20 protein-coding genes are annotated in these 19,678 nt (G+C 71.1%); 7 read left to right on the forward strand and 13 right to left on the reverse strand.

Translation table 11 applies throughout. The annotated features are described in order from the left end of the window. Positions 1-191: 191 nt before the first annotated feature. Positions 192-524, forward strand: coding sequence for an ATP/GTP-binding protein (locus NW895_RS12180; RefSeq protein ID WP_289935441.1), 333 nt, complete (start codon positions 192-194; stop codon positions 522-524). Between the two features lie 7 nt (positions 525-531). On the opposite strand, the gene NW895_RS12185 is transcribed toward NW895_RS12180, so the two are convergent. The 7 genes from NW895_RS12185 to mce form a co-directional block, all read right to left on the reverse strand. Then, positions 532-1,404 (reverse strand): ABC transporter permease subunit, encoded by an 873-nt coding sequence (locus NW895_RS12185; RefSeq protein WP_289935442.1) that lies wholly within the window; start codon positions 1,402-1,404, stop codon positions 532-534. Further along, a complete protein-coding gene (locus NW895_RS12190; RefSeq protein ID WP_289935443.1) occupies positions 1,401-2,621 on the reverse strand; it encodes an ABC transporter ATP-binding protein in 1,221 nt (406 codons plus the stop codon). Before NW895_RS12190 ends, NW895_RS12185 begins: the two co-directional genes overlap by 4 nt. A 141-nt stretch (positions 2,622-2,762) precedes the next feature. Next, positions 2,763-3,533 carry an ABC transporter permease subunit gene (locus NW895_RS12195; protein WP_289935444.1) on the reverse strand — a complete coding sequence of 257 codons (771 nt, stop codon included), beginning with the start codon at positions 3,531-3,533 and terminating at the stop codon, positions 2,763-2,765. Between the two features lie 2 nt (positions 3,534-3,535). Further along, positions 3,536-4,486, reverse strand: a complete 951-nt coding sequence (locus tag NW895_RS12200) for an ABC transporter ATP-binding protein (RefSeq protein ID WP_289935445.1) — start codon at positions 4,484-4,486, stop codon at positions 3,536-3,538. A gap of 102 nt (positions 4,487-4,588) precedes the next feature. After that, positions 4,589-5,524 carry a cellulose-binding protein gene (locus NW895_RS12205; protein WP_289935446.1) on the reverse strand — a complete coding sequence of 312 codons (936 nt, stop codon included), beginning with the start codon at positions 5,522-5,524 and terminating at the stop codon, positions 4,589-4,591. A gap of 183 nt (positions 5,525-5,707) precedes the next feature. Then, the gene (gene scy / locus NW895_RS12210; protein WP_289935447.1) at positions 5,708-9,622 is read right to left on the reverse strand and encodes a polarized growth protein Scy; all 3,915 of its coding nucleotides are present in this window, start codon (positions 9,620-9,622) and stop codon (positions 5,708-5,710) included. A 234-nt stretch (positions 9,623-9,856) separates the two neighbouring features. Continuing rightward, the gene (gene mce, locus NW895_RS12215) at positions 9,857-10,297 is read right to left on the reverse strand and encodes a methylmalonyl-CoA epimerase (RefSeq protein ID WP_289935448.1); all 441 of its coding nucleotides are present in this window, start codon (positions 10,295-10,297) and stop codon (positions 9,857-9,859) included. Between the two features lie 148 nt (positions 10,298-10,445). On the opposite strand from mce, the gene NW895_RS12220 reads away from it, so the two are divergent. Beyond that, complete coding sequence (locus tag NW895_RS12220; protein WP_289935449.1) at positions 10,446-11,651, forward strand: acetyl-CoA C-acetyltransferase; 1,206 nt, start codon at positions 10,446-10,448, stop codon at positions 11,649-11,651. Positions 11,652-11,696: 45 nt separating this feature from the next. Further along, positions 11,697-12,656, forward strand: a complete 960-nt coding sequence (gene meaB / locus NW895_RS12225; RefSeq protein WP_289935450.1) for a methylmalonyl Co-A mutase-associated GTPase MeaB — start codon at positions 11,697-11,699, stop codon at positions 12,654-12,656. Positions 12,657-13,007: 351 nt separating this feature from the next. Here meaB and NW895_RS12230 read toward each other — a convergent pair whose 3' ends face one another. After that, positions 13,008-13,664, reverse strand: coding sequence for a PepSY domain-containing protein (locus NW895_RS12230; RefSeq protein WP_289935451.1), 657 nt, complete (start codon positions 13,662-13,664; stop codon positions 13,008-13,010). A gap of 117 nt (positions 13,665-13,781) precedes the next feature. Here NW895_RS12230 and NW895_RS12235 point away from each other — a divergent pair, with 117 nt between their 5' ends. Then, positions 13,782-14,450 carry a response regulator transcription factor gene (locus tag NW895_RS12235; RefSeq protein ID WP_289935452.1) on the forward strand — a complete coding sequence of 223 codons (669 nt, stop codon included), beginning with the start codon at positions 13,782-13,784 and terminating at the stop codon, positions 14,448-14,450. After that, positions 14,447-15,877, forward strand: a complete 1,431-nt coding sequence (locus NW895_RS12240; RefSeq protein ID WP_289935453.1) for a HAMP domain-containing sensor histidine kinase — start codon at positions 14,447-14,449, stop codon at positions 15,875-15,877. Before NW895_RS12235 ends, NW895_RS12240 begins: the two co-directional genes overlap by 4 nt. Before the next feature lie 12 nt (positions 15,878-15,889). On the opposite strand, the gene NW895_RS12245 is transcribed toward NW895_RS12240, so the two are convergent. The 4 genes from NW895_RS12245 to NW895_RS12260 all read right to left on the reverse strand — a co-directional run bounded on the left by NW895_RS12245 (position 15,890) and on the right by NW895_RS12260 (position 18,540). Next, complete coding sequence (locus NW895_RS12245; RefSeq protein WP_289935454.1) at positions 15,890-16,366, reverse strand: MarR family transcriptional regulator; 477 nt, start codon at positions 16,364-16,366, stop codon at positions 15,890-15,892. Positions 16,367-16,461: 95 nt separating this feature from the next. Continuing rightward, complete coding sequence (locus NW895_RS12250) at positions 16,462-17,259, reverse strand: AIM24 family protein (protein ID WP_289935455.1); 798 nt, start codon at positions 17,257-17,259, stop codon at positions 16,462-16,464. Continuing rightward, the gene (locus tag NW895_RS12255) at positions 17,256-17,906 is read right to left on the reverse strand and encodes an AIM24 family protein (protein ID WP_289935456.1); all 651 of its coding nucleotides are present in this window, start codon (positions 17,904-17,906) and stop codon (positions 17,256-17,258) included. Before NW895_RS12255 ends, NW895_RS12250 begins: the two co-directional genes overlap by 4 nt. Before the next feature lies 1 nt (position 17,907). Then, on the reverse strand, positions 17,908-18,540 hold the full coding sequence (locus NW895_RS12260) for an AIM24 family protein (protein WP_289935529.1): 633 nt from the start codon (positions 18,538-18,540) through the stop codon (positions 17,908-17,910). 189 nt (positions 18,541-18,729) lie between these two features. On the opposite strand from NW895_RS12260, the gene NW895_RS12265 reads away from it, so the two are divergent. Together NW895_RS12265 and NW895_RS12270 are read left to right on the forward strand one after the other, a co-directional pair. Beyond that, a complete protein-coding gene (locus tag NW895_RS12265) occupies positions 18,730-19,074 on the forward strand; it encodes a DUF3817 domain-containing protein (RefSeq protein WP_289935457.1) in 345 nt (114 codons plus the stop codon). Beyond that, a complete protein-coding gene (locus NW895_RS12270) occupies positions 19,071-19,376 on the forward strand; it encodes an MTH1187 family thiamine-binding protein (RefSeq protein ID WP_289935458.1) in 306 nt (101 codons plus the stop codon). Before NW895_RS12265 ends, NW895_RS12270 begins: the two co-directional genes overlap by 4 nt. Here the strand turns inward: NW895_RS12270 and NW895_RS12275 are convergent. Next, the gene (locus NW895_RS12275; protein ID WP_289935459.1) at positions 19,321-19,677 is read right to left on the reverse strand and encodes an antibiotic biosynthesis monooxygenase family protein; all 357 of its coding nucleotides are present in this window, start codon (positions 19,675-19,677) and stop codon (positions 19,321-19,323) included. The genes NW895_RS12270 and NW895_RS12275 overlap by 56 nt on opposite strands. Between the last annotated feature and the right edge of the window lies 1 nt (position 19,678).

Here is a 19,678-nt window from a genome sequence, read left to right on the forward strand (position 1 = left end):
ACCGTCTGACACGTGCCGAGGACACGGCCTCGCAAAGAGATTTGCGGATTGTCTGCGGAATCGGCTGCTGTGGGGGGTGCGCGTCGAGTCGTAGCGGGGCTTGTGGCGTTCGCCGCCGTACGCCTACCCCCGTCCGCGCCGCGTAGGCTGGACACGGCCCGTGCTTCCTGTATAGCCCCGTGAGGTGTTCCGTGTCCCCGCGTCGCAACCGACCCAAGGGCTCCGGCTCGTCCGGCCGGAGCGCCGAGGACGACCGCCCCGGCCGCTACGGCGGCTGGCAGTCCTCGGAGAGCTGGCGGGGCGAGGACTGGAGCGTGCGGCACGTGGCCGGCGCGAGCGCGCAGGGCAAGGCGTACCGCTGCCCCGGCTGCGACCAGATGATCCCCGACGGTGTGCCGCACGTGGTGGCCTGGCCCGAGCACGCGGGCGTCGACGACCGCCGGCACTGGCACAAGGCGTGCTGGAACGCGAAGGACCGCCGCACCCCGGGGGTGCGGCGGTCCCGTAACGCGCCCGGATTCTGAGCGAGTTCTACACGTCCCGCTTCTCCAGCAGCGCGAAGGCGCCGGCGAACACCACGGCGGTGACGCCGAGGATGATCCACAGCGGGTCCCAGCCGGACGGGCCGGACTGGCTGAGGGAGTTGGAGTAGAAGACGCTGAGCTGGTTCGGGATCGAGTACTCGAACAGGGCCTGGCGCACGTCCTCCAGCGAGGAGGAGAACATGAACAGGGCGATCACCAGCGGTGCGAGCAGGATACCGATCATGATGGTGATGGCGCCCGCCGAGTGCCGGATGATCGAGCCGACGGCGAGCGAGAGCATGCCGAGCAGCGCGATGTAGAGCGCGACGCCGAGCGTCCCCCGCAGCCACTCCCCGCCGGAGGGTTCCCGGGCGTTGCCCTCCAGCATGGCGACGTGCAGGAAGGCGACGAGGGCGGCGGACACCAGCGTCACCACGAAGGAGACCAGGAAGAACACGATCGCCTTCGCCGCGAGCACCCGGCCACGGCTCGGGCAGGCGGTCACCGTGGTCCGGATCATGCCGGTGCCGTACTCCGAGGCCGTGGTCAGCACGCCGAGCGTGATGATGCACATGCTGCCCAGCAGCAGCCCGAAGAAGCCCAGGCCCAGCGGGCTCTCCCCTTCCAGGCTCGATTCGGAGGAGGCCACCACCACGCCGGTCAGCAGACCGATGCCGACGACGAGCAGGACGAAGACGCCCAGCGTCCACATGGTCGAGCGCACCGACCTGATCTTCGTCCACTCGGAGGCGATGGCGTGCCCGAGATGCGTGCGCACGACCGGGATCGGCGAGGTGTAGGTGGGGTACGAAGAACCGGGCGCCGCCTGCCAGTTGGGTGCGGGCGAGGCCTGCGGCATCGGGGGCTGCGGGGTGCTCATCGGGCGTCCTCGGACTTGGTCGGGTCGACTGCGGGGGCGGCGGGTGCGGCGGTCGGCTGCTGGGGCGCCTGCGGCGGCTGCGCCTGGGGAGCCGGCTGTGCGTACGGGTTGGCCGTATCCGCGCCGGGCGCGGCCGGGGCACCGTACGGGCCCGCGGGGGCGCCCTGCGGTGCCGCGTGCGGCTGCCCGCCCTGCTGGGGCGGTGGCGGGGCGTACCAGCCGGGCTGGCCCTGCCCGGGCACCGGCATCGGAGGCTGCGCGCCGGGCGGCAGCGGCTGCTGGAGCCCCTCCTTCTGGTCGATCGTCGAGCGGTAGTCGACGGCGCCCTGCGTCATCCGCATGTACGCCTCCTCCAGCGAGGCCTGGTGCGGCGACAGCTCCCACAGCCGTACGTCGGTGTCGTGCGCGATGTCGCTGATGCGGGGCAGCGGCAGCCCCGTCACGCGCAGCGCGCCGTCCTGCTCGGGCAGTACGTGTCCGCCCGCCTCGGTGAGCGCGGCCGACAGCTTCTCGCGCTGCTGCGGCTCGGTGTCGGGCGTCCGTACGCGTGCGAAGCCGGCGGAGTTGGCGGCGATGAAGTCCTTCACGCTCATATCGGCGAGCAGCTGACCGCGGCCGATGACGATGAGCTGGTCGGCGGTCAGCGCCATCTCGCTCATCAGGTGGGAGGAGACGAAGACCGTGCGGCCCTCCGCCGCGAGGGACTTCATCAGGTTCCGCACCCAGAGGATGCCCTCGGGATCGAGGCCGTTGACCGGCTCGTCGAACAGCAGCACCTGCGGGTCGCCGAGCAGCGCGGCGGCGATGCCGAGCCGCTGGCCCATGCCGAGGGAGAAGCCCTTGGACCGCTTCTTCGCCACCTCCTGGAGCCCGACCACGCCGAGCACCTCGTCCACGCGCCGGGCCGGGATGCCGGACAGCTGGGCGAGGCTCAGCAGGTGGTTGCGGGCGGACCGGCCGCCGTGCACCGCCTTGGCGTCGAGCAGGGCCCCGACCTGACGGGGGGCGTTGGGCAGCCTGCGGTACGGGTAGCCGCCGATCGTCACGTGCCCCGAGGTGGGGTTGTCCAGGCCGAGGATCATCCGCATCGTCGTGGACTTGCCCGAGCCGTTGGGCCCGAGGAAGCCGGTGACGGCACCGGGCCGCACCTGGAAGGAAAGGTTGTACACAGCGGTCTTGTCGCCGTAGCGCTTGGTCAGGCCGACTGCCTCGATCATGCTCCGCACCCATCGAAAGGTTCAGGACAGCGGGGCACACGCCCCCCGTAAGGGTTAGGAGGATATCGGGGCGCTGACGGTTCCATACAAGGGCGGGTAAAAGGTTCCGCCCGTGATGCGCCGCCCGTCACATGCCGCCTGTCATGCGTCGCGTTTCCTCAGCAGCACGTACCCGCCCGCGAGCGCCGCGATCACCCACAGCACCAGGATGCCGAGCCCGCCCCAGGGGCCGTACGGGGTGTCGTCGTCGACCGGGGGCACCACCTGCATGATCGTGCTGCCGGCCTGGTCGGGAAGGAACCGGCCGACCTTCTTCGTCGCGTCGACGTTGCCGAGGATGTTGGAGATGAGGAAGAAGAACGGCATCAGGACGCCGAGCGACAGCATCGGCGAGCGCAGCATGGCGGCGACGCCCATGGAGAACATCGCGATGAGGGCCATGTAGAGCCCGCCTCCGATGACCGCGCGCAGCACCCCCGGATCGTTGATCGAGGCCTTCAGGTCACCGAGCATGGCCTGCCCGACGAAGAAGGTGACGAAGCTGGTGGCGAGGCCGACGGCGAGGGCGAGGACGGTGGCGACCGCGATCTTGCCGAACAGGAAGGTGCCGCGCTGCGGAACGGCGGCGAGCGAGGTGCGGATCATGCCGGTGCTGTACTCGTTCGACACGACGAGCACCCCGAACACGATCATCGCCAGCTGCCCCAGGCTCATGCCCGCGAAGCTGATGAACGTCGGGTCGAAGGCGAGCCGCTCCCGTGCGCTCATCCGGTCGAACTCGTGTTTCGACAGGGCCGAGATCAGCATGCCGAGGGCCACGGTCACCACCACGGCGACCGACAGCGTCCACACGGTGGACGCCACCGACCGGATCTTGGTCCACTCGGAGCGGATGACCTGGGTCACCGCCATGCTCAGCTCCTCCTCCAGCCGGCGCCCCACTGCGGCCCGGCCTGTGTCCCGGCGTGTGCGTGGTACTCCACCGACTCCGCGGTCAGCCGCATGAACGCCTCCTCCAGCGAGGCCTGCTGGGGGCTCAGCTCGTGCAGCGTGATCCGGTGCTGCGCGGCGAGCTCACCGATGTGCTCGGGTTTGCCGCCGTCGACCTCCAGCGTGCCGTCCCCGCCCGCCCGGGCCGTGATCCCGGCCCCGTGCAGCACGTCGAGCAGCTGCTCGCGCTGGGGCGTGCGCACCCGGATGTAACTGCGTGAGTTGCGCTCGATGAAGTCGGCCATGGAGGTGTCGGCGAGCAGCCGGCCCTGACCGATGACGACGAGATGGTCGGCCGTCAGCGCCATCTCGCTCATGAGGTGGCTGGACACGAAGACCGTCCGCCCCTGGGCGGCCAGGGACTTCATCAGGGTGCGGATCCAGTGGATGCCCTCGGGGTCGAGGCCGTTGACCGGCTCGTCGAACATCAGGATCCGCGGGTCGCCGAGCAGCGCGGCGGCGATGCCGAGCCGCTGCGCCATGCCGAGCGAGAACCCCTTGGCCTTCTTGCGCCCGACGGCCGTGAGGCCGACGACGTCCAGCACCTCGTGCACCCGCTTCTTCGGGATGCCGTTGCTCTGCGCGAGGCACAGCAGATGGTGGTACGCGCTCCGGCCGCCGTGCACGCCCTTGGCCTCCAGCAGGGCGCCGATGTACTTCAGCGGGTCCCGCAGCCGGTCGTAGTGCCGCCCGTCGATGCGGACGTCGCCGGCGGTGGGCCGGTCGAGCCCGAGGATCATGCGCATGGTGGTCGACTTACCGGCGCCGTTGGGACCGAGGAAGCCGGTGACCATGCCCGGTCTGACGGCGAAGGTGAGATTGTTGACCGCCACCTTCTCGCCGTACCGCTTGGTCAGTCCCTCCAGCTCGATCATGCAGCCACGCTAGGACGGCCGGTGGGGGAGTGCCACTCGTGGGCTCACGACAGAGGCCCGCGTCCCCGAAGGGACCACGGGCCTCAGCCGTGGATCAGCCGGTTACCGGGACTGCTGCGCGGGCACCCCGCGGGAGATCGGCTCGTCCTCGCTCGGCGTACCGGCGGCGGCCACCGCGGCACCGGTGAGCGTGGCCAGCATCTCGCGCACGTTGGTGAGCTGCGCGTTGATCGAGTCGCGGCGGTTGGTCAGCGCGGCGAGCTCACGCTCGGATTCCGAGCGGATGCGGTCGGCCTTGGCGTTGGCGTCGGCCACGATGTCCTCGGCCTGGCGCTGCGCCGTCTCGACGGTCTGGCGGGCGCGGCGCTCGGCGTCGGTGCGCAGCTTCTCCGCCTCCAGGCGCAGCTGCTCCGCACGGTGCTCGATCTCGGCGAGCCGCTTCTCGGCCTTGGCCTGACGGGAGGCGAGGTCGCGCTCGGACTGCTCGCGGCGCTTGGCGAGGTTCGTCTCGAAGTCGGCGGCGGCCTGCGCGGCCTTGGCGCGGGTCTCCTCGAAGAGGGCGTCCGCCTCCTCGCGCTTGGACTGCGCGTCCTTCTGCGCCTCGGCCCGCAGCTGGGCGGCGTCACTCTTGGCCTTCTCGACGATCCGTACGCCCTCGTCCTCGGCCTTGGCCTTGCGCTCGGCGGCGTACGACTCGGCGTCGTTGCGCACCTGCTGGGCCGCGGACTCGGCGAGCTCCCGGTGCTGCTCGGCCGCGCGCCGGGCCTCCTCGCGCAGGTCCTTCGCCTCTTCCTCGGCGAGTCGGAGGATCTTCTCGACCCGTGCGCCGAGACCCGCGTACGACGGCTCGGAGTCGGTGATCTGAGCCTGGGCGTTCTGCGTCTCGAGGTGGAGCTCCTCGATGCGCTTCTCCAGAGCGGTGATGCGGGCGAGAGCACTGTCACGGTCGGAGACGAGCTTGGAGATACGTTCGTCCACCTGAGCGCGGTCGTATCCACGCCGCACAAGCTCGAAGCCGTAGGGGGAAGTGTCGCTCATGGGGTTCCTGTCGAATGAGACCGGTGAGGTGATAGGTGGAATCCTAGGGGCCAAAGCGGCGTGTCATCGAGCGTATGCGTGTTTGATCTGGAGAATGACACCCCTTTTGGGTGGCTAACCGCCGGACGACTTGCCAAATAGTTGGTCAAAGGTCCCAGCAGACACCAGAATCGGCCCTCCTCGCTAGCTCTCCGACGACTTGCCACCCGAACGAGTTGCTCCCGCCGCGGCACCCGCCTTGACCCCGCTGTCCTTGCCTGCCGACGGGGCCTCGAAAGACTCCAACGCCTCCAGGACGTCCTGGACACGGGAGATCTCCGCATTGATGTCCTCGCGGCGCCGCACCAGGATCTCCAGCTCGCGCTTGCCCTCCTCCACCGTGCGCCGCGCCTCGCGGATCGCCTCGGCCTTGAGCTCCTCGGCCTCCTTGATGAGCGCGGACTTCTTCTGCTCCGCCTCCTTCAGCAGGCCCTCGGCCTTCTTCACGGCCGCGATGCGCACCTTGCCGGCCTCGGAGTTGGCCTCCGACACGATCTCCTTGGCCTTCGCCTCGGCCTTGGCCAGCTGCTCCTCGGCGGCCTTGATGAGCGCGTCGCAGCGGTCGCCGGCCGACTTCATCGTCTCGGCTGCCTCGCGGCGGGCCCGCTCGTGCAGCTCCTCGATCTCCGTGGTGATCCGGTCGCGCAGCTCCTCGGCGCGCTCCCGGATCTGGGTGGCGTCCCGGCGGGCGCCGACGAGCAGCTCGTCCGCGTCCGTACGGGCCTTCTCCACCAGCGAGTTGCCCTCGACTGTCGCCTCGGAGACGATCCGGTCGGCCTCCGTGCGGGCCGCGCCGACCATCGTGTCGGCCTGCGCCTCCGCCTCCGCGGTCGTCTTCAGGGCCTGCTTCTGCGCCTCCGTGAGCAGCTTGTCGGCCTCGGCCGTGGTCTCCGTGATGAGCTTGTCGACCTGCTCGGCGGCCTCGGAGCGCCGCTTGTTGGCGTCCTTGCGGGCCTCGTCGAGGGTGCGCTCGGCCTCCTCGCGCGCCGAGCTCACCAGACGCTCCGCCTCCGCCTCCGCGTCGGCCTTGACCCGCTCGGCCTCGCTGCGCACCCGCTCGGCGTGCTGCTGCGCCGACCCGACCGTCTCGGCGGCCTCGGCGCGCAGCCGCTCCGCCTCCCCGCCGGCGTCCGCGAGCAGCTTGTCGGCCTTGGCGACCGCCTCGGCCCGCACCCGCTCGGCCTCGTGGAGAGCCTCCGTCTGGACGCGCTCGGCCTCCGCGACCGTCTCCGACCGCAGGCGGTCGGTCTCCGCGATCGTCTCGGAGGTGAGCCGCTCGGCCTCGTTGCGCGCCTCGGTGATGAGCGTGTCCGCCTGCGTCGCCGCGTCCGACCGGATGCGGTTGGCGTCCTCACGGGCGTCCGCGCGGGTGCGGGCCGCGGCCTGGTCGGCCTCGGCGAGCGCGTCCGACGCCTCCGTACGCACCCGCTGGGCGTGCTCGGCGACGTCCGCACGGATCCGCTCGGCCTCCGCGAGCGCCTCGGACACCGTGCGCTCCGCGAGCGCCTTGGCGGCCTCCGACTCCTCCTGCGCCTCGCGCCTGAGGCGGGTGGCGTCCTCGCCGGCCCGCTCCCGCTCGGCGTAGGCGTCGGAACGGACCCGGTCCGCCTCGTCCTGGGCCTCCCGCCGGGTGCGGTCCGCCGCGTGCTCGGCGGCCGAGCGCAGCCCGGCGATCTCCTCCTGCGCCTGCTCGTGCAGCCCGGCGACGGAGTCGCGCACCTGCTGGGCGTGCTGCTCGGCCGCGGACACCATCTCGGTGGCGCGCCGGTCGGCCTCCTCGATCAGACGGACGGCCTCGGCCTCGGCCTCCTCCACGCGCTTGCGCGCCGAGGCCAGCAGCTCCTCGCTCTGCTCACGGGCCCGCTCACGCTCCTGGTCGGCCTCCTGCCGGGCCGCGCCGAGGAGTTCCTCGGCCTCGCGGCGGCGCCGGTTGGCCTCCTCCTGGGCGGCGGCCAGCGTCTCGGACGCCTCGGTGGCGAGCCGCTCGGCGGCGGCCTGCGCCTCCGCGCGCACCCGGTCGGCGGTGTCCTGCGCCTCCGACTTCAGCCGCTCCGCCTCGGCAGCGGCCTCCGACCGCAGCCGTACGGCGACGGCCTCGCCCTCCGCGCGGGAGGCGGAGGCGTCCGAAGCGGCCTCGGTGCGCAGCCGCTCGGCCTCCGCCTCGGCCTGCTGCTGCAGGGTGCGGATCCGCTCGGCGGCCTCGGTGCGCAGCCGCTCGTTCTCCTCGGCGGCCTCGCGCCGGATGCGGGCGGCCTCCTCCCTCGCGTCGGCCAGCGCCTGCTCGGCGGCGGCGAGGCGCTCCTCGGCCTCCGTGTGCAGCCGCGTCAGCTCCTCGGCGGCCTCCGCCTCCCGGGCCGCGACGATCCGCTCGGACTCCTCGCGCAGCTCGCGCGCGGCCCGCTCGGCGTCCGCCTGCAGCGCCTCGACCTGCTCGGCGACCTCGGCGCGGTGCCGCTCGGCCTCCTTGCGGGTGCGCTCCAGGGTCTCCTCGGCCTGCCGGCGCAGCGTCGTCGCCCGCTCGATGGCCTCGGTGCGGACCTTCTCGCTGTCGGTCTGGGCGGTCGTACGCAGCTCGTCCGCGTCCGCCTTCGCCTTGGCGAGCAACTCCTCGGCGGTGCGGGCGGCCTCCTCGATCTGCGCGACGGCCTCCTTGCGGGCCTCGGCGCGGATCTTCTCGCCCTCGGCGACCGCGTCGGCGCGCAGCTGCTCGGCCTCGCCACGCAGGCGGCGGGCCTCCTCCTGCAGCTCGACCGTCTTGGCGCGGTACTCCTTGGTGTCGTCCTTCGCCGCGCCCTTGAGCTGCTCGGCGATGTCGTGCGCCTCGGCCCGCAGCCGGTCCGCCTCGGCCTCGGCCTCCCGGCGGATCCGCTCGGCCTCCTCGGCGGCGGCCTTGGTGGTCTTCTTGGCGTCCTCCGACGCCTTGGTGAGCACGTCCTCGGCGGTCTTGGCCGCCTTGGACAGCTGGGTGGCGGACTCCTCGGCGGTGATCGTGCGGGCCTTCTCGGCGGCCTCGGCGACGATCTTCTCGGCCTCGGCGCGGGCGTCCGCGACCAGCTGCTCGGCCTCGGACCTGGTGTTCTCGGCCTCCTTGGTGGCCTCCTCGACCAGCCGGGCGACCTGCTCCTTCGCCGTGCGCGTACGCGTCTCGTTGGCGGCCTCGGCGCTGGAGAGCGCCTTGGCGGCGGCCTCCTTGGCCTCGGTGACCAGCTTCTCCGCCTCGGCGCGGGCCTCGCGCAGCGCCGTCTCGGCCTCCGCCATGCGCTGCTCGGCGGCCTTGCTCAGCTCCTGCGCCTGGCGGCGGGCGGACTCCGACTCCGTCGCCGTGGACGTACGCAGCTGCTCGGCGTGGTCGGTGGCCTCCTGCGCCTGCGTGGAGGCGGCGTTCAGCAGCCGCTCGGCGTCCGTGCGGGCCCGGCGCAGAATCTGCTCGGCCTCGGCGCGGGCTTCCTCGGCCGCGCTCTGCAGCCGCTGCCGGGCCTCGGTGGCCAGCCGCTCGGCCTCGGCGCGGGCGGCCGCCATGGCCTGTTCGGCCTCGGCACGCGACTCCTCCAGCAGCCGGCGGGCCTGCTGCTCGGTGCGGGCGCGCAGCTGCTCCGCCCAGGCCACGTTCTCGTTGACGTGCGACTCGACGGTCTGCCGGCGCTCGGCCAGCTCCTGGTCGAGCTGCTGGCGCCGGGTCACCGCCTCCTGGTGCAGCTCGGCCTGGAGCCGGGCGGCCTGCTCGGCGTGCTCCTGGAGGATCCGCTGGGTCTGTGCCCGGGCCTGGCTCAGCTCGCGCTCGGCGTCCGCGCGGATCTGGTCGGCCTGCATCTGCGCGTTGCGCAGCAACTGCTCGGCCTGCCAGCCGATGTCGCCCCCGTCGAAGGAGGGCCGGGACATGATGGTGCGCCGCGCCTCGTGCAGCTTGGCGCGCAGCACCTCGACCTGGTAGCCGAGGTCCTCGGCGTGCTGGATCGCCTTTTCCCGCTCGGTCTTCAGCCGCTTCATCTCGGCCTCGAACCGAGAGAGGTGGTCGACGTCAGCCGCCGGCTCTCGCTCCTGGCTCTCGTAGCCCCGCACTGCGCGGTCCCATCCGTCCCCTGGTCGCAAGTCTCTCCAAACGAGCTCCGTCCATCCGCCGGACGGTGCCCCCGGGGAATGGTGTCAGATCAACGGCGGAGCATGGGCTGCTGCCCCGGCGCTCGTCCCCCGAAACCCGGACCCCGGTAGGTCCTGCCGCCAAGACGCCAGGACCCGGTCACCCTGGATTGAGCGGCGACCGCACCCAACCCTACCGGCCCTTATGTACGGCGGTCAGTGCTCAGGTGACTCAACGGGCGCCGAAGTGACGAGTTCGGTCAGTACGCCGTGGCAGTCCTTGGGGTGCAGGAAGGTGATCCGTGACCCCATGGAGCCGCGTCGGGGCTCTTCGTACAGAACGCGTACGCCCTTGTCCCTGATCCGGTCCGCGTCGCCGTCCACGTCCGCCGTGCCGAAGGCGATGTGGTGCACGCCCTCCCCGTTCTTCGCCAGCCACTTGGCGACCGTGGAGTCCTCGCGGGTCGGTTCCAGCAGTTGCAGGTACGAGGATCCGCCGTCGGACGTATCGTTGATCTTGAGCATGGCCTCGCGCACGCCCTGCTCCTCGTTGACCTCGGTGTGAAACACCTCGAAGCCGTACGTGGCCCGGTAGAACTCGACGGTCGCGTCGAGGTCGTGGCAGGCGATCCCGATGTGGTCGATTCGCGTCAGCATGGAAACAGTGCAGCGCTCATCGGGTGGTTACGCAACGTGCGAGCGATCACACCGACAGCCAGGTGACGGGGTGGACTACCGGTAAGTACATTCGAAGTAAACCCTCGTTCACTCCTCGGCTGAACAGGCCGGAAGGGGATCGCAGCTCATGTCTTCTGCAACGAACGGCACGACGTCCGTCATCGTCGCGGGTGCCCGCACCCCGATGGGGCGGTTGCTCGGTTCGCTGAAGTCCTTCTCCGGAGCCGACCTCGGCGGCTTCGCGATCAAGGCCGCCCTCGACCGTGCGGGGATCGGTGGCGACCAGGTGCAGTACGTGATCATGGGTCAGGTGCTCCAGGCCGGTGCAGGGCAGATCCCGGCACGCCAGGCCGCGGTCAAGGCCGGCATCCCCATGAGCGTGCCGGCGCTCACGATCAACAAGGTGTGTCTGTCGGGTCTCGACGCGATCGCGCTGGCCGACCAGTTGATCCGCGCGGGTGAGTTCGACGTGATCGTCGCCGGCGGCCAGGAGTCCATGACCAACGCCCCTCACCTGCTGCCGAAGTCCCGCGAGGGCTTCAAGTACGGCGCGGTCCAGATGCTCGACGCCATGGCGCACGACGGCCTGACCGACTCCTTCGAGGGCGTCGCCATGGGCGAGTCGACGGAGAAGCACAACACGCGCCTCGGCATCGGCCGTGCGGAGCAGGACGAGATCGCGGCCCTGTCCCACCAGCGGGCGGCGGCGGCCCAGAAGAACGGCATTTTCGAGGCGGAGATCACCCCCGTGGAGATCCCGCAGCGCAAGGGCGACCCGGTCCTGTTCAGCAAGGACGAGGGCGTCCGCGGCGACACCACGGTGGAGTCGCTGGGCAAGCTGCGCCCCGCCTTCGCCAAGGACGGCACGATCACCGCGGGCTCCGCCTCCCAGATCTCGGACGGTGCGGCGGCCGTGGTCGTGATGAGCAAGGCCAAGGCGCAGGAGCTCGGCCTGGAGTGGATCGCGGAGATCGGCGCCCACGGCAACGTGGCGGGCCCGGACAACTCCCTGCAGTCCCAGCCCTCCAACGCGATTCTGCACGCGCTGAAGAAGGAGGGTCTGGAGGTCTCCGACCTCGATCTGATCGAGATCAACGAGGCGTTCGCGGCCGTCGCCGTGCAGTCAATGAAGGATCTCGGGGTATCCACCGAAAAGGTGAACGTCAATGGCGGTGCCATCGCCCTGGGTCACCCGATCGGGATGTCCGGTGCCCGTCTCGTGCTGCACCTGGCGCTGGAGCTGAAGCGGCGCGGCGGCGGAGTCGGCGCGGCGGCGCTGTGCGGTGGCGGCGGTCAGGGTGACGCGCTGATCGTGCGGGTACCCAAGGCGTAGCTTTCCGGGCTCTTCTGCCGGTCTCTTCTCGTGAACGGAGCTGTGATGCAGGACGTCTCCACACTGGTGGCCCAGGCCAGGGAGGGCCGGCCGCGGGCCGTGGCCCGGCTGATCTCCCTGGTGGAGGGGGCGTCCCCACAGCTCAGGGAGGTCATGGCGGCCCTGGCGCCGCTGACGGGCGGGGCGTACGTCGTCGGCCTGACGGGCTCGCCCGGCGTCGGCAAGTCGACATCCACGTCGGCGCTGGTGACGGCGTACCGCAAGCAGGGCAAGCGGGTCGGCGTCCTGGCGGTGGACCCGTCCTCCCCGTTCTCCGGAGGGGCCCTGCTCGGCGACCGCGTGCGCATGTCGGAGCATGCCTCCGACCCCGGCGTCTACATCCGCTCGATGGCGACGCGAGGCCACCTGGGCGGCCTCGCGTGGGCCGCGCCCCAGGCGATCCGGGTCCTGGACGCGGCGGGCTGCGACGTGATCCTGGTGGAGACGGTCGGAGTGGGCCAGTCGGAGGTCGAGATCGCCTCCCAGGCGGATACGTCCGTGGTGTTGCTGGCGCCCGGAATGGGTGACGGCATCCAGGCGGCGAAGGCCGGAATCCTGGAGATCGGCGACGTGTACGTCGTCAACAAGGCCGACCGCGACGGCGCCGACGCGACGGCGCGCGAGCTGAACCACATGCTGGGCCTCGGCGAGTCCCGTGCCCCCGGCGACTGGCGCCCGCCCATCGTCAAGACGGTCGCCGCACGCGGCGAGGGCGTCGACGAGGTGGTGGAAGCCCTGGAGAAGCACCGCGCCTGGATGGAGGAACACGGCGTCCTCACCGAACGCCGCCTCTCCCGAGCCGCCCGCGAGGTCGAGACCATCGCCGTCACGGCCCTGCGAGAACGCATCGGAGACCTCCACGGCGACCGCCGCCTGGGCGCCCTGGCGGAACGCATCACGGCAGGCGAACTGGACCCGTACCGGGCGGCGGACGAACTGGTGGCGGGCCTCACGCAGGCAGGTTGACCGCCCAGCCCACGAACGCGGGGGCGGATCCCCTGCGTCCCTCCAGAGCGGGCGCGTGGTGCCTGCCGGGGGGCAGGGGCAGCCCTGTCCAGCGGTGCAGGGGACGCGGTCTCTTCCCCGTCCGGTGGTGCAGGGCGCGTGGTCTCCGCTGGGTTCCTGGGCGGGTTCCTTGAGGTGCAAGGGGCCTTTCCAGGGGTGCAGGGGACGGAGTCCCCGCCGGGGTCGAGGGGCGGAGCCCCTGGTGGGGTTGAAGGGGCGGAGCCCCTGGGGGTGGGACGGGTAGGGGCGGCGGGGGCGAGGAACCCCCGGCGCCGGCCCCCACGCCGGTCCGGATTCCGCCGTACCGGGGCGTCAGTCGTCGTCCGAACCGTCCGCGTCGTCCGAGCCGTCGGCACGGTCCGCCGTGACCTTGCCCGTCTTCAGGTCCACCCGCCAGTCCTGCTCGGCCTTGCCGGAGCCGTACGACTCCACCTCCCAGGCCTGGGACCGGCCGTCCTCGTCCAGGTCCACCGAGGTGACCTCGCCCTTGCCGGCCACCGCCTCAGCGGCCTCCGCGGCCGTCACGGACGCCCCCTTCAGCGCCCCCCGCACCTGAGCCGTGTCGTCCTCCTGATCGGCGTACGAGCCGAGCACCTTGCCGGTCCCCGGGTCGACCCGGACGCTGTGCCGGCTGTCGCCGCCGGACAGCACGTCGACCTTCCAGACCACCTTGCCGCCGTCGTCCTCGTCGTCCAGCTCGGCCGAGACGGCCGTCCCCGGCGTGTGCCGCAGGGCGGAGGCGATCGCGTCGGCCGCCGTCACCGAGGCGGAGTCCACCCGCGCCCCGTCGTCGTCCCGACCGTCGTCGTCCCGACCCCCGTCGTCGTCCCGCACACCGTCGTCCGACAGCCGCGCATCCGCCTGCCGCGCCACGCCCCCGTCGTCCCCCGAGACCGCGAGAGCCGTCGCCGTACCGCCCCCGATCAGAGCGGCAGCGGTCACAGCGGCGATCACGATGTTGCGCTTCATGCGGTTTCCTCCTGAGTCGCTTCGTTTTCGACGGGAACGACTCTCGCCGACCGACGCTGAGAGGAACCTGAAACCGCCTGAAACGATCTTCAGCTTCGCTTTGCGATCCTTTAACCCATGCGCCTGTTGATCGTGGAGGACGAGAAGCGGCTCGCCCTGTCGCTCGCCAAGGGCCTGACGGCCGAGGGATACGCCGTGGACGTCGTCCATGACGGCCGGGAGGGCCTGCACCAGGCCACCGAGGGGTCGTACGACCTCGTGATCCTCGACATCATGCTGCCCGGCCTCAACGGCTACCGCGTCTGCGCCGCCCTGCGCGCCGCGGGCCACGACGTGCCGATCCTGATGCTCACCGCCAAGGACGGCGAGTACGACGAGGCGGAGGGCCTCGACACGGGCGCGGACGACTACCTCACCAAGCCGTTCTCCTACGTCGTCCTCGTCGCCCGCATCAAGGCGCTGCTGCGCCGCCGCGGCCAGGGCGCCGGAGCCTCACCCGTGCACGTGCACGGCGACCTGAAGGTCGACACCGCGGCCCGCCGCGTCTTCCTCGGCGACGCCGAGGTCACCCTGACCGCCAGGGAGTTCTCCGTGCTGGAGCATCTCGTGGTGCGGGCCGGCGAGGTGGTGTCCAAGGGCGAGATCCTCGAACACGTCTGGGACTTCGCCTACGAGGGCGACCCCAACATCGTCGAGGTCTACGTCAGCACCCTGCGCCGCAAACTGCGCGCCGAGCTCATCCGCACCGTCCGCGGCGCCGGCTACCGGCTGGAGACGGCCCGATGAGGCGTCTCTTCGGGTCCGTACGGGCCCGGGCGACGCTCGGCGCCACCCTGGTGGTCGCGGTGGCGCTCGTGGCCGCCGGCGCCGCCGTCCTGCTGTCCCTGCGCTCCAACCTGCTCGGCGAGGCCGGCACCCAGGCCGAGCGCTCCGCGCGGACGGTCGCCGCCGATCTCGCCGCCGGCACGCCGTACGGCAAGCTGTCCCTGGACACGGACGACGGCCCGGTCCAGATCGTCGACGACGGCGGGACACTGGTCGCGGTCAGCGAGGACCTGGAACGCATCAGCGGCACGAGCACCGACAGGGTGAAACCGCAGCCCCGCAGGGGCGGCGGCGAGGACACCGGCGACGACGCAGACGACGCCGATGACGCCCACAACGCCGACGAGTCCCTGGAACCCGGTGAGATCGGCGAGGAGACCAGCTTCACCCAGGGGTCCGCGACCATCGACGGCGACACGGAGGACTACCGGTTCGCCGCCGTGACCGTCGAGACCCCGGCCCAGGGCCGGCTCACCGTCTACGCCGGTGCACCGCTGTCGGCCGAACACGGCGCCGTCAGCACCGCGCTGACGGCCATGCTCGTCGGCTTCCCGCTGCTGCTCGGCGTCGTCGCGGGCGTGACCTGGCTGGTCACCCGCCGCGCGCTGCGCCCGGTCGAGTCCATCCGCCGTGAGATGGCCGCGATCACCGCGTCGGAGGACCTCGCGCGCCGTGTGCCCGAGCCGGACACACACGACGAGATCGCCCGGCTCGCCAGCACCACCAACGAGACGCTGGCCGCCCTGGAGACCTCGGTGGAACGCCAGCGGCGCTTCGTCGCCGACGCCTCCCACGAGCTGCGCAGCCCCATCGCCTCCCTGCGCACCCAGCTGGAGGTGGCCGCCGCCCACCCGGAGCTGCTCGACCTCGACGGCGCCGTCGAGGACACCGTACGGCTGCAGCACCTCGCTGCCGACCTGCTGCTGCTCGCCCGGCTGGACGCGGGGGAGCGGCCCGCCGACGCGCGGCTCGACCTCGCCGCACTGGCCCGGGAGGCCGCCGAGGGGCGGACCGGCGTGACCGTGCGCGCGGAGCCGGCCGAGGTGACCGGCTCCCGGGGGCAGCTGGAGCGGCTGCTCACCAACCTGCTCGACAACGCGCGGCGGCACGCCCGTTCGGCGGTGGACGTGACCGTGCGCCGGGAGGGCGACCGGGCGGTACTGGGGGTCGCCGACGACGGGGACGGGGTGCCCGAGGCCGACCGGGAACGCATCTTCGAACGGTTCGTGCGGCTCGACGCCGCCCGCAGCCGCGACGACGGCGGCGCCGGTCTGGGCCTCGCCATCGCCCGCGATGTCGCCGCCCGGCACGGCGGCACGCTCACCGTCGGTGCGGCGCCGGCCGGTGGAGCCCTGTTCGAACTCCGCCTGCCGCTCGCCCGGACGTGAGGGGCGTCCGGGTCATGGACGTCCGCGCTGCCCCCGCAGGTGTTCCGCGATGGGCTTGAGGGCCTTGTCGAGCTCTGTCAGGGCCTCGGGCGGCAGCAGGTCGATGAAGTGCCTCCGCACGGACGCCACGTGATGCGGCGCGACCTTCTTCATCGTCTCCATGCCGTGCTCGGTGAGGACCGCGTAGAGCCCGCGGCGGTCGGACTCGCAGTTCTCCCGCCGCACCAGGTTGGCGTTCTCCATCCGGGTGATCTGGTGCGAGAGCCGGCTCTTGGACTGGAGGGTGGCGGACGCGAGGTCGCTCATCCGCATCCGTACGTCCTCCGACTCGGAGAGGTTCACCAGGATCTCGTAGTCGTTCATTGTCAGGCCGAACGGCTGCAGGTCCTTCTCTAGCTGGTACGTCAACAGCCTGTTGACCTCCAGGTGGGTGCGCCAAGCACACTGCTCCGCATCGGTCAGCCAGCGCGTGGCCGTCTCGGTCTCCATGAATGAAGTCTACCTAAAAGGTTGAAAGGCGAACTAGTGAGGGTTTTTCTGTGACAGTGCGCACGCGTTCGACGTCACACTCCGCAGACTACCGCTCACAGCCCGAAGCGACGCTGGAGGTCCCCCAGCTGTCCGGGAAGGCGCGGTATCCCGGCCTGCTGTCCCTGCGGGCCGTGCCCCCCGCCTCCGGGCACGCCGTCAGCCTGCGGAACCGCTCCCGTGGCCTGCTCCGCCATCAGGGTCTCGCTCGATTGGAGCAGCACCGTGCCCGCCCCCACGAACTCGAACTGATGCTCCTCCCCGGAGACCCCGCCGAGGCCCGTCATCGCACGTAGACCGCCCATTACGCCGGTCAGGTACCCGTGGTCGTAGTGGTGGCAGGGCGAGGGGCAGTCGGCCCAGCCGACGAGCGCCTGCGGATCCACCCGGATCGGGGGTTCCATGAACACCACAGGGCCGTTGGACGCGGCCACGAACCTTCCGGTTCCGATCAGTGTCAGAAAGCCCGGCACAATCGACTGCTTCAGTGACAGAGTTGGCTGAAAAGCGAGCAGGTTGCCCGAGCGAATGGTCAGATTGCCGTCGTCCAGGTCGTAAGAGTTCACATCGAAGGCCCGGTCGGCGAGGAGCATCTTGCCCGAGCCCTCCGCCACGACCCAGTCGCTCGCGTGCAGAGGCGAATGGAAGGACGTACGGACCAGGCGGTCCAGCCGGCCGTGCCCGATGCCGTTGAACTCCATCGACCCGTAGTAGGCGATCATCTTCCCCTTCTGCAGGAACCACTGGCTCCCCTTGAGCTCCACGCAGAAGGTGTAGGGGTTGACGTTGTCGTCGGACGGCAGGGTCATCGGGTCGAAGACCGCCGGTCCGCCCGGGACTCCGTACGCGCTCACAGCTTCTCCTCCGAGGCCTGGACGTACACCGCGCCGCTGCCGCTGAGCTCCAGCTGGAACGCCTCGCCGGAGCCGCGGCCCACCATGTCGCGCCAGCCCAGGGCCGTCGACAGCTTGTTGCGTACGTCGCCGTGGTGGGCGACGTAGGCCTGCGGGTCGACATGCACCGGGCGTTGCGGGGTGATCGGTATCTCGAAGACGCCGCCGTGGGCCATCACGGCCACCGCGCCGTGCCCCGTCAGGGTGGTCGTGAACAGGCCCTGGCCGCTGACCTGCCCGCGCACCATCCCCATGACCCCGCCCTGGGAGCCCAGGAACAGGGTCCCCTGCTGGAGCGTGCCCTCGAAGGCGAGGAGCCGGTCCGCCTCGACGCAGAGGGTGTCGCCGGTGAGGTTGATCACCTGGACGTGGTGGCCGCCGTGTCCGAACAGGACGGTGCCGTTGCCCTCGACGGTCATCAGCGGCGTGTCCTCGTTGGCCACCCGGCGCCCGATCATCGACATGAGACCGCCCTGGCCGCCGGCCGTGTTGGGCGTGAACGACACCTCGCCCCGGTAGGCGAGCATCGCCCCGCGCTGACTGAACAATCGCAGGCCGGGTGCCACCGTCGCCTCGACCATCTTGGAGTTGATCTCCCGGAAGGGCATGTCAGACGTCCCCCGCGATCGTGTTCCGCTCGCTCGGCTGTACGTACACCAGTCCGTCCCCCTCGAACCGGATCTGGAAGGCCTCGCCGCCGCCCTCTCCCATGAGCGTGCGGAACGTCACACCGGACTGGAAGGACTGCCGCAGATTCCCCTGATGCGCGACATACGCCCCCGGGTCGACCGTCAGCGGGTACTGCGGGCTGACCCGGAGCACCACCGCCGGCCCGTCCGACATGATCGCCGCCTGGCCGTGGCCCTCGACGGTCGTCGTGAACAGCCCGTTGCCCTGCGAGGCCCCGCGCAGCCCCGTGAAGCTGGTCCCCGTCCGCAGCCCGGCGTCGGCCGCCAGGAAATTGCTCGACTCGACGTACAGCGTGTCGCCCTGGAGGGTCACGAGGTTGATCTCACTGGCCCGGTCGGCGAACCAGCAGGTCCCCTGACCCTTCACCTCCATCACCGTCATCTGCTCTCCGGTGAGCCGCCGGGTCACCATCCCCCGGATGCCCTCACCGCCGCCGCTCAGCTTCTTGAAGGCCATCTGCCCGTCGTACGCGACCATCGAGCCGTTCTTGGCCTTGACGGCATCCCCGGTCATGTCGACGGCGAGCACCTTGCTGCTCTGAAGTCGGAACATCGCCACGCAGCGAAGGTAGCCGCAGCGAGGCACCTCCGACAGGTCCCGCGGGTGGAGATCGACCCTGACCGCACCCCTAGGGGCACCGTTTGCTTCAATGGACGCACGCTTGTGCGTGCGTTCACAAACGGCCGGACCATCGACGTACATCGACGTACATTCGACGTATCTCCCAACCGAAGGTGACCCGTGGACATCAAGACCGCCACCGCCCTCCGCCGCCTGCGCCTGGTCTCGGGCCCCGAGGCGATCTCCTTCCTCCTCCTGCTCGTCTGCTCGGTGCTGAAGCGGACCACGGACTTCAACGCCGTGCCGGTGATGGGCATGATCCACGGCGTTCTCTTCATCCTCTACGTGATCTTCTGGGCGGACGCCTGGAACCGCACCAAGTGGTCGCTGGGCACCGCCGCCCTCTACTTCGTCCTGTCGGTCCTGCCCACGGGCGGCTTCTTCGCCGAGCGCAAGCTGCGCCGCGAGGCCGAGGACGCGGTCATCGCCTCCCGCGCCCGCCAGGAAAAGGTGGCGAAGGCATGATCGTCGCCTTCTCCGTGACGCCGCTGGGCGTCGGCGAAGAGGTGGGGGAGTACGTCGCCGACGCCGTCCGGGTCGTCCGCGAGTCGGGGCTGCCCCACCGGACCGACGCGATGTTCACCTCCGTCGAGGGCGAGTGGGACGAGGTCATGGACGTCGTCAGGCGTGCGGTGGCCGCGGTGGAGGAGCGGGCACCGCGCGTCTCCCTGGTCCTCAAGGCGGACATCCGCCCCGGTGTGGAGAACGGCCTCACCTCGAAGGTGGAGACCGTCGAGCGGTATCTGGCCCGTCCGCCACGTCCGTGACCTCGAAGACCGCTGTCCAGCGGTCGTCGTGCAGACAGGCGTTCATCGGTTCGACCAGAGCCGTGTGATCGGGATCGGTGCGCCACCGCTTGATGGCGTCGAGGCTCTCCCACTCGCTGGTGAGCAGCCAGCGGGTGGGATCGTCGACGGAGCGGCAGAGCTGCTCGCCGAGGTGTCCGGGACAGCGCACGGCGCGTTCCTGCACACCGCGATAGGACGTCACGAAGTCGGCTTCCATTCCCTCGCGCACGCGGAGCAGCCGCACGACTCGCACACGTGCCTGAGGCGGGGAACCGGTCACG

The sequence above is a fragment of the Streptomyces sp. S.PNR 29 genome (genome assembly GCF_030386795.1).
In the GTDB taxonomy this organism is placed as follows: domain Bacteria; phylum Actinomycetota; class Actinomycetes; order Streptomycetales; family Streptomycetaceae; genus Streptomyces.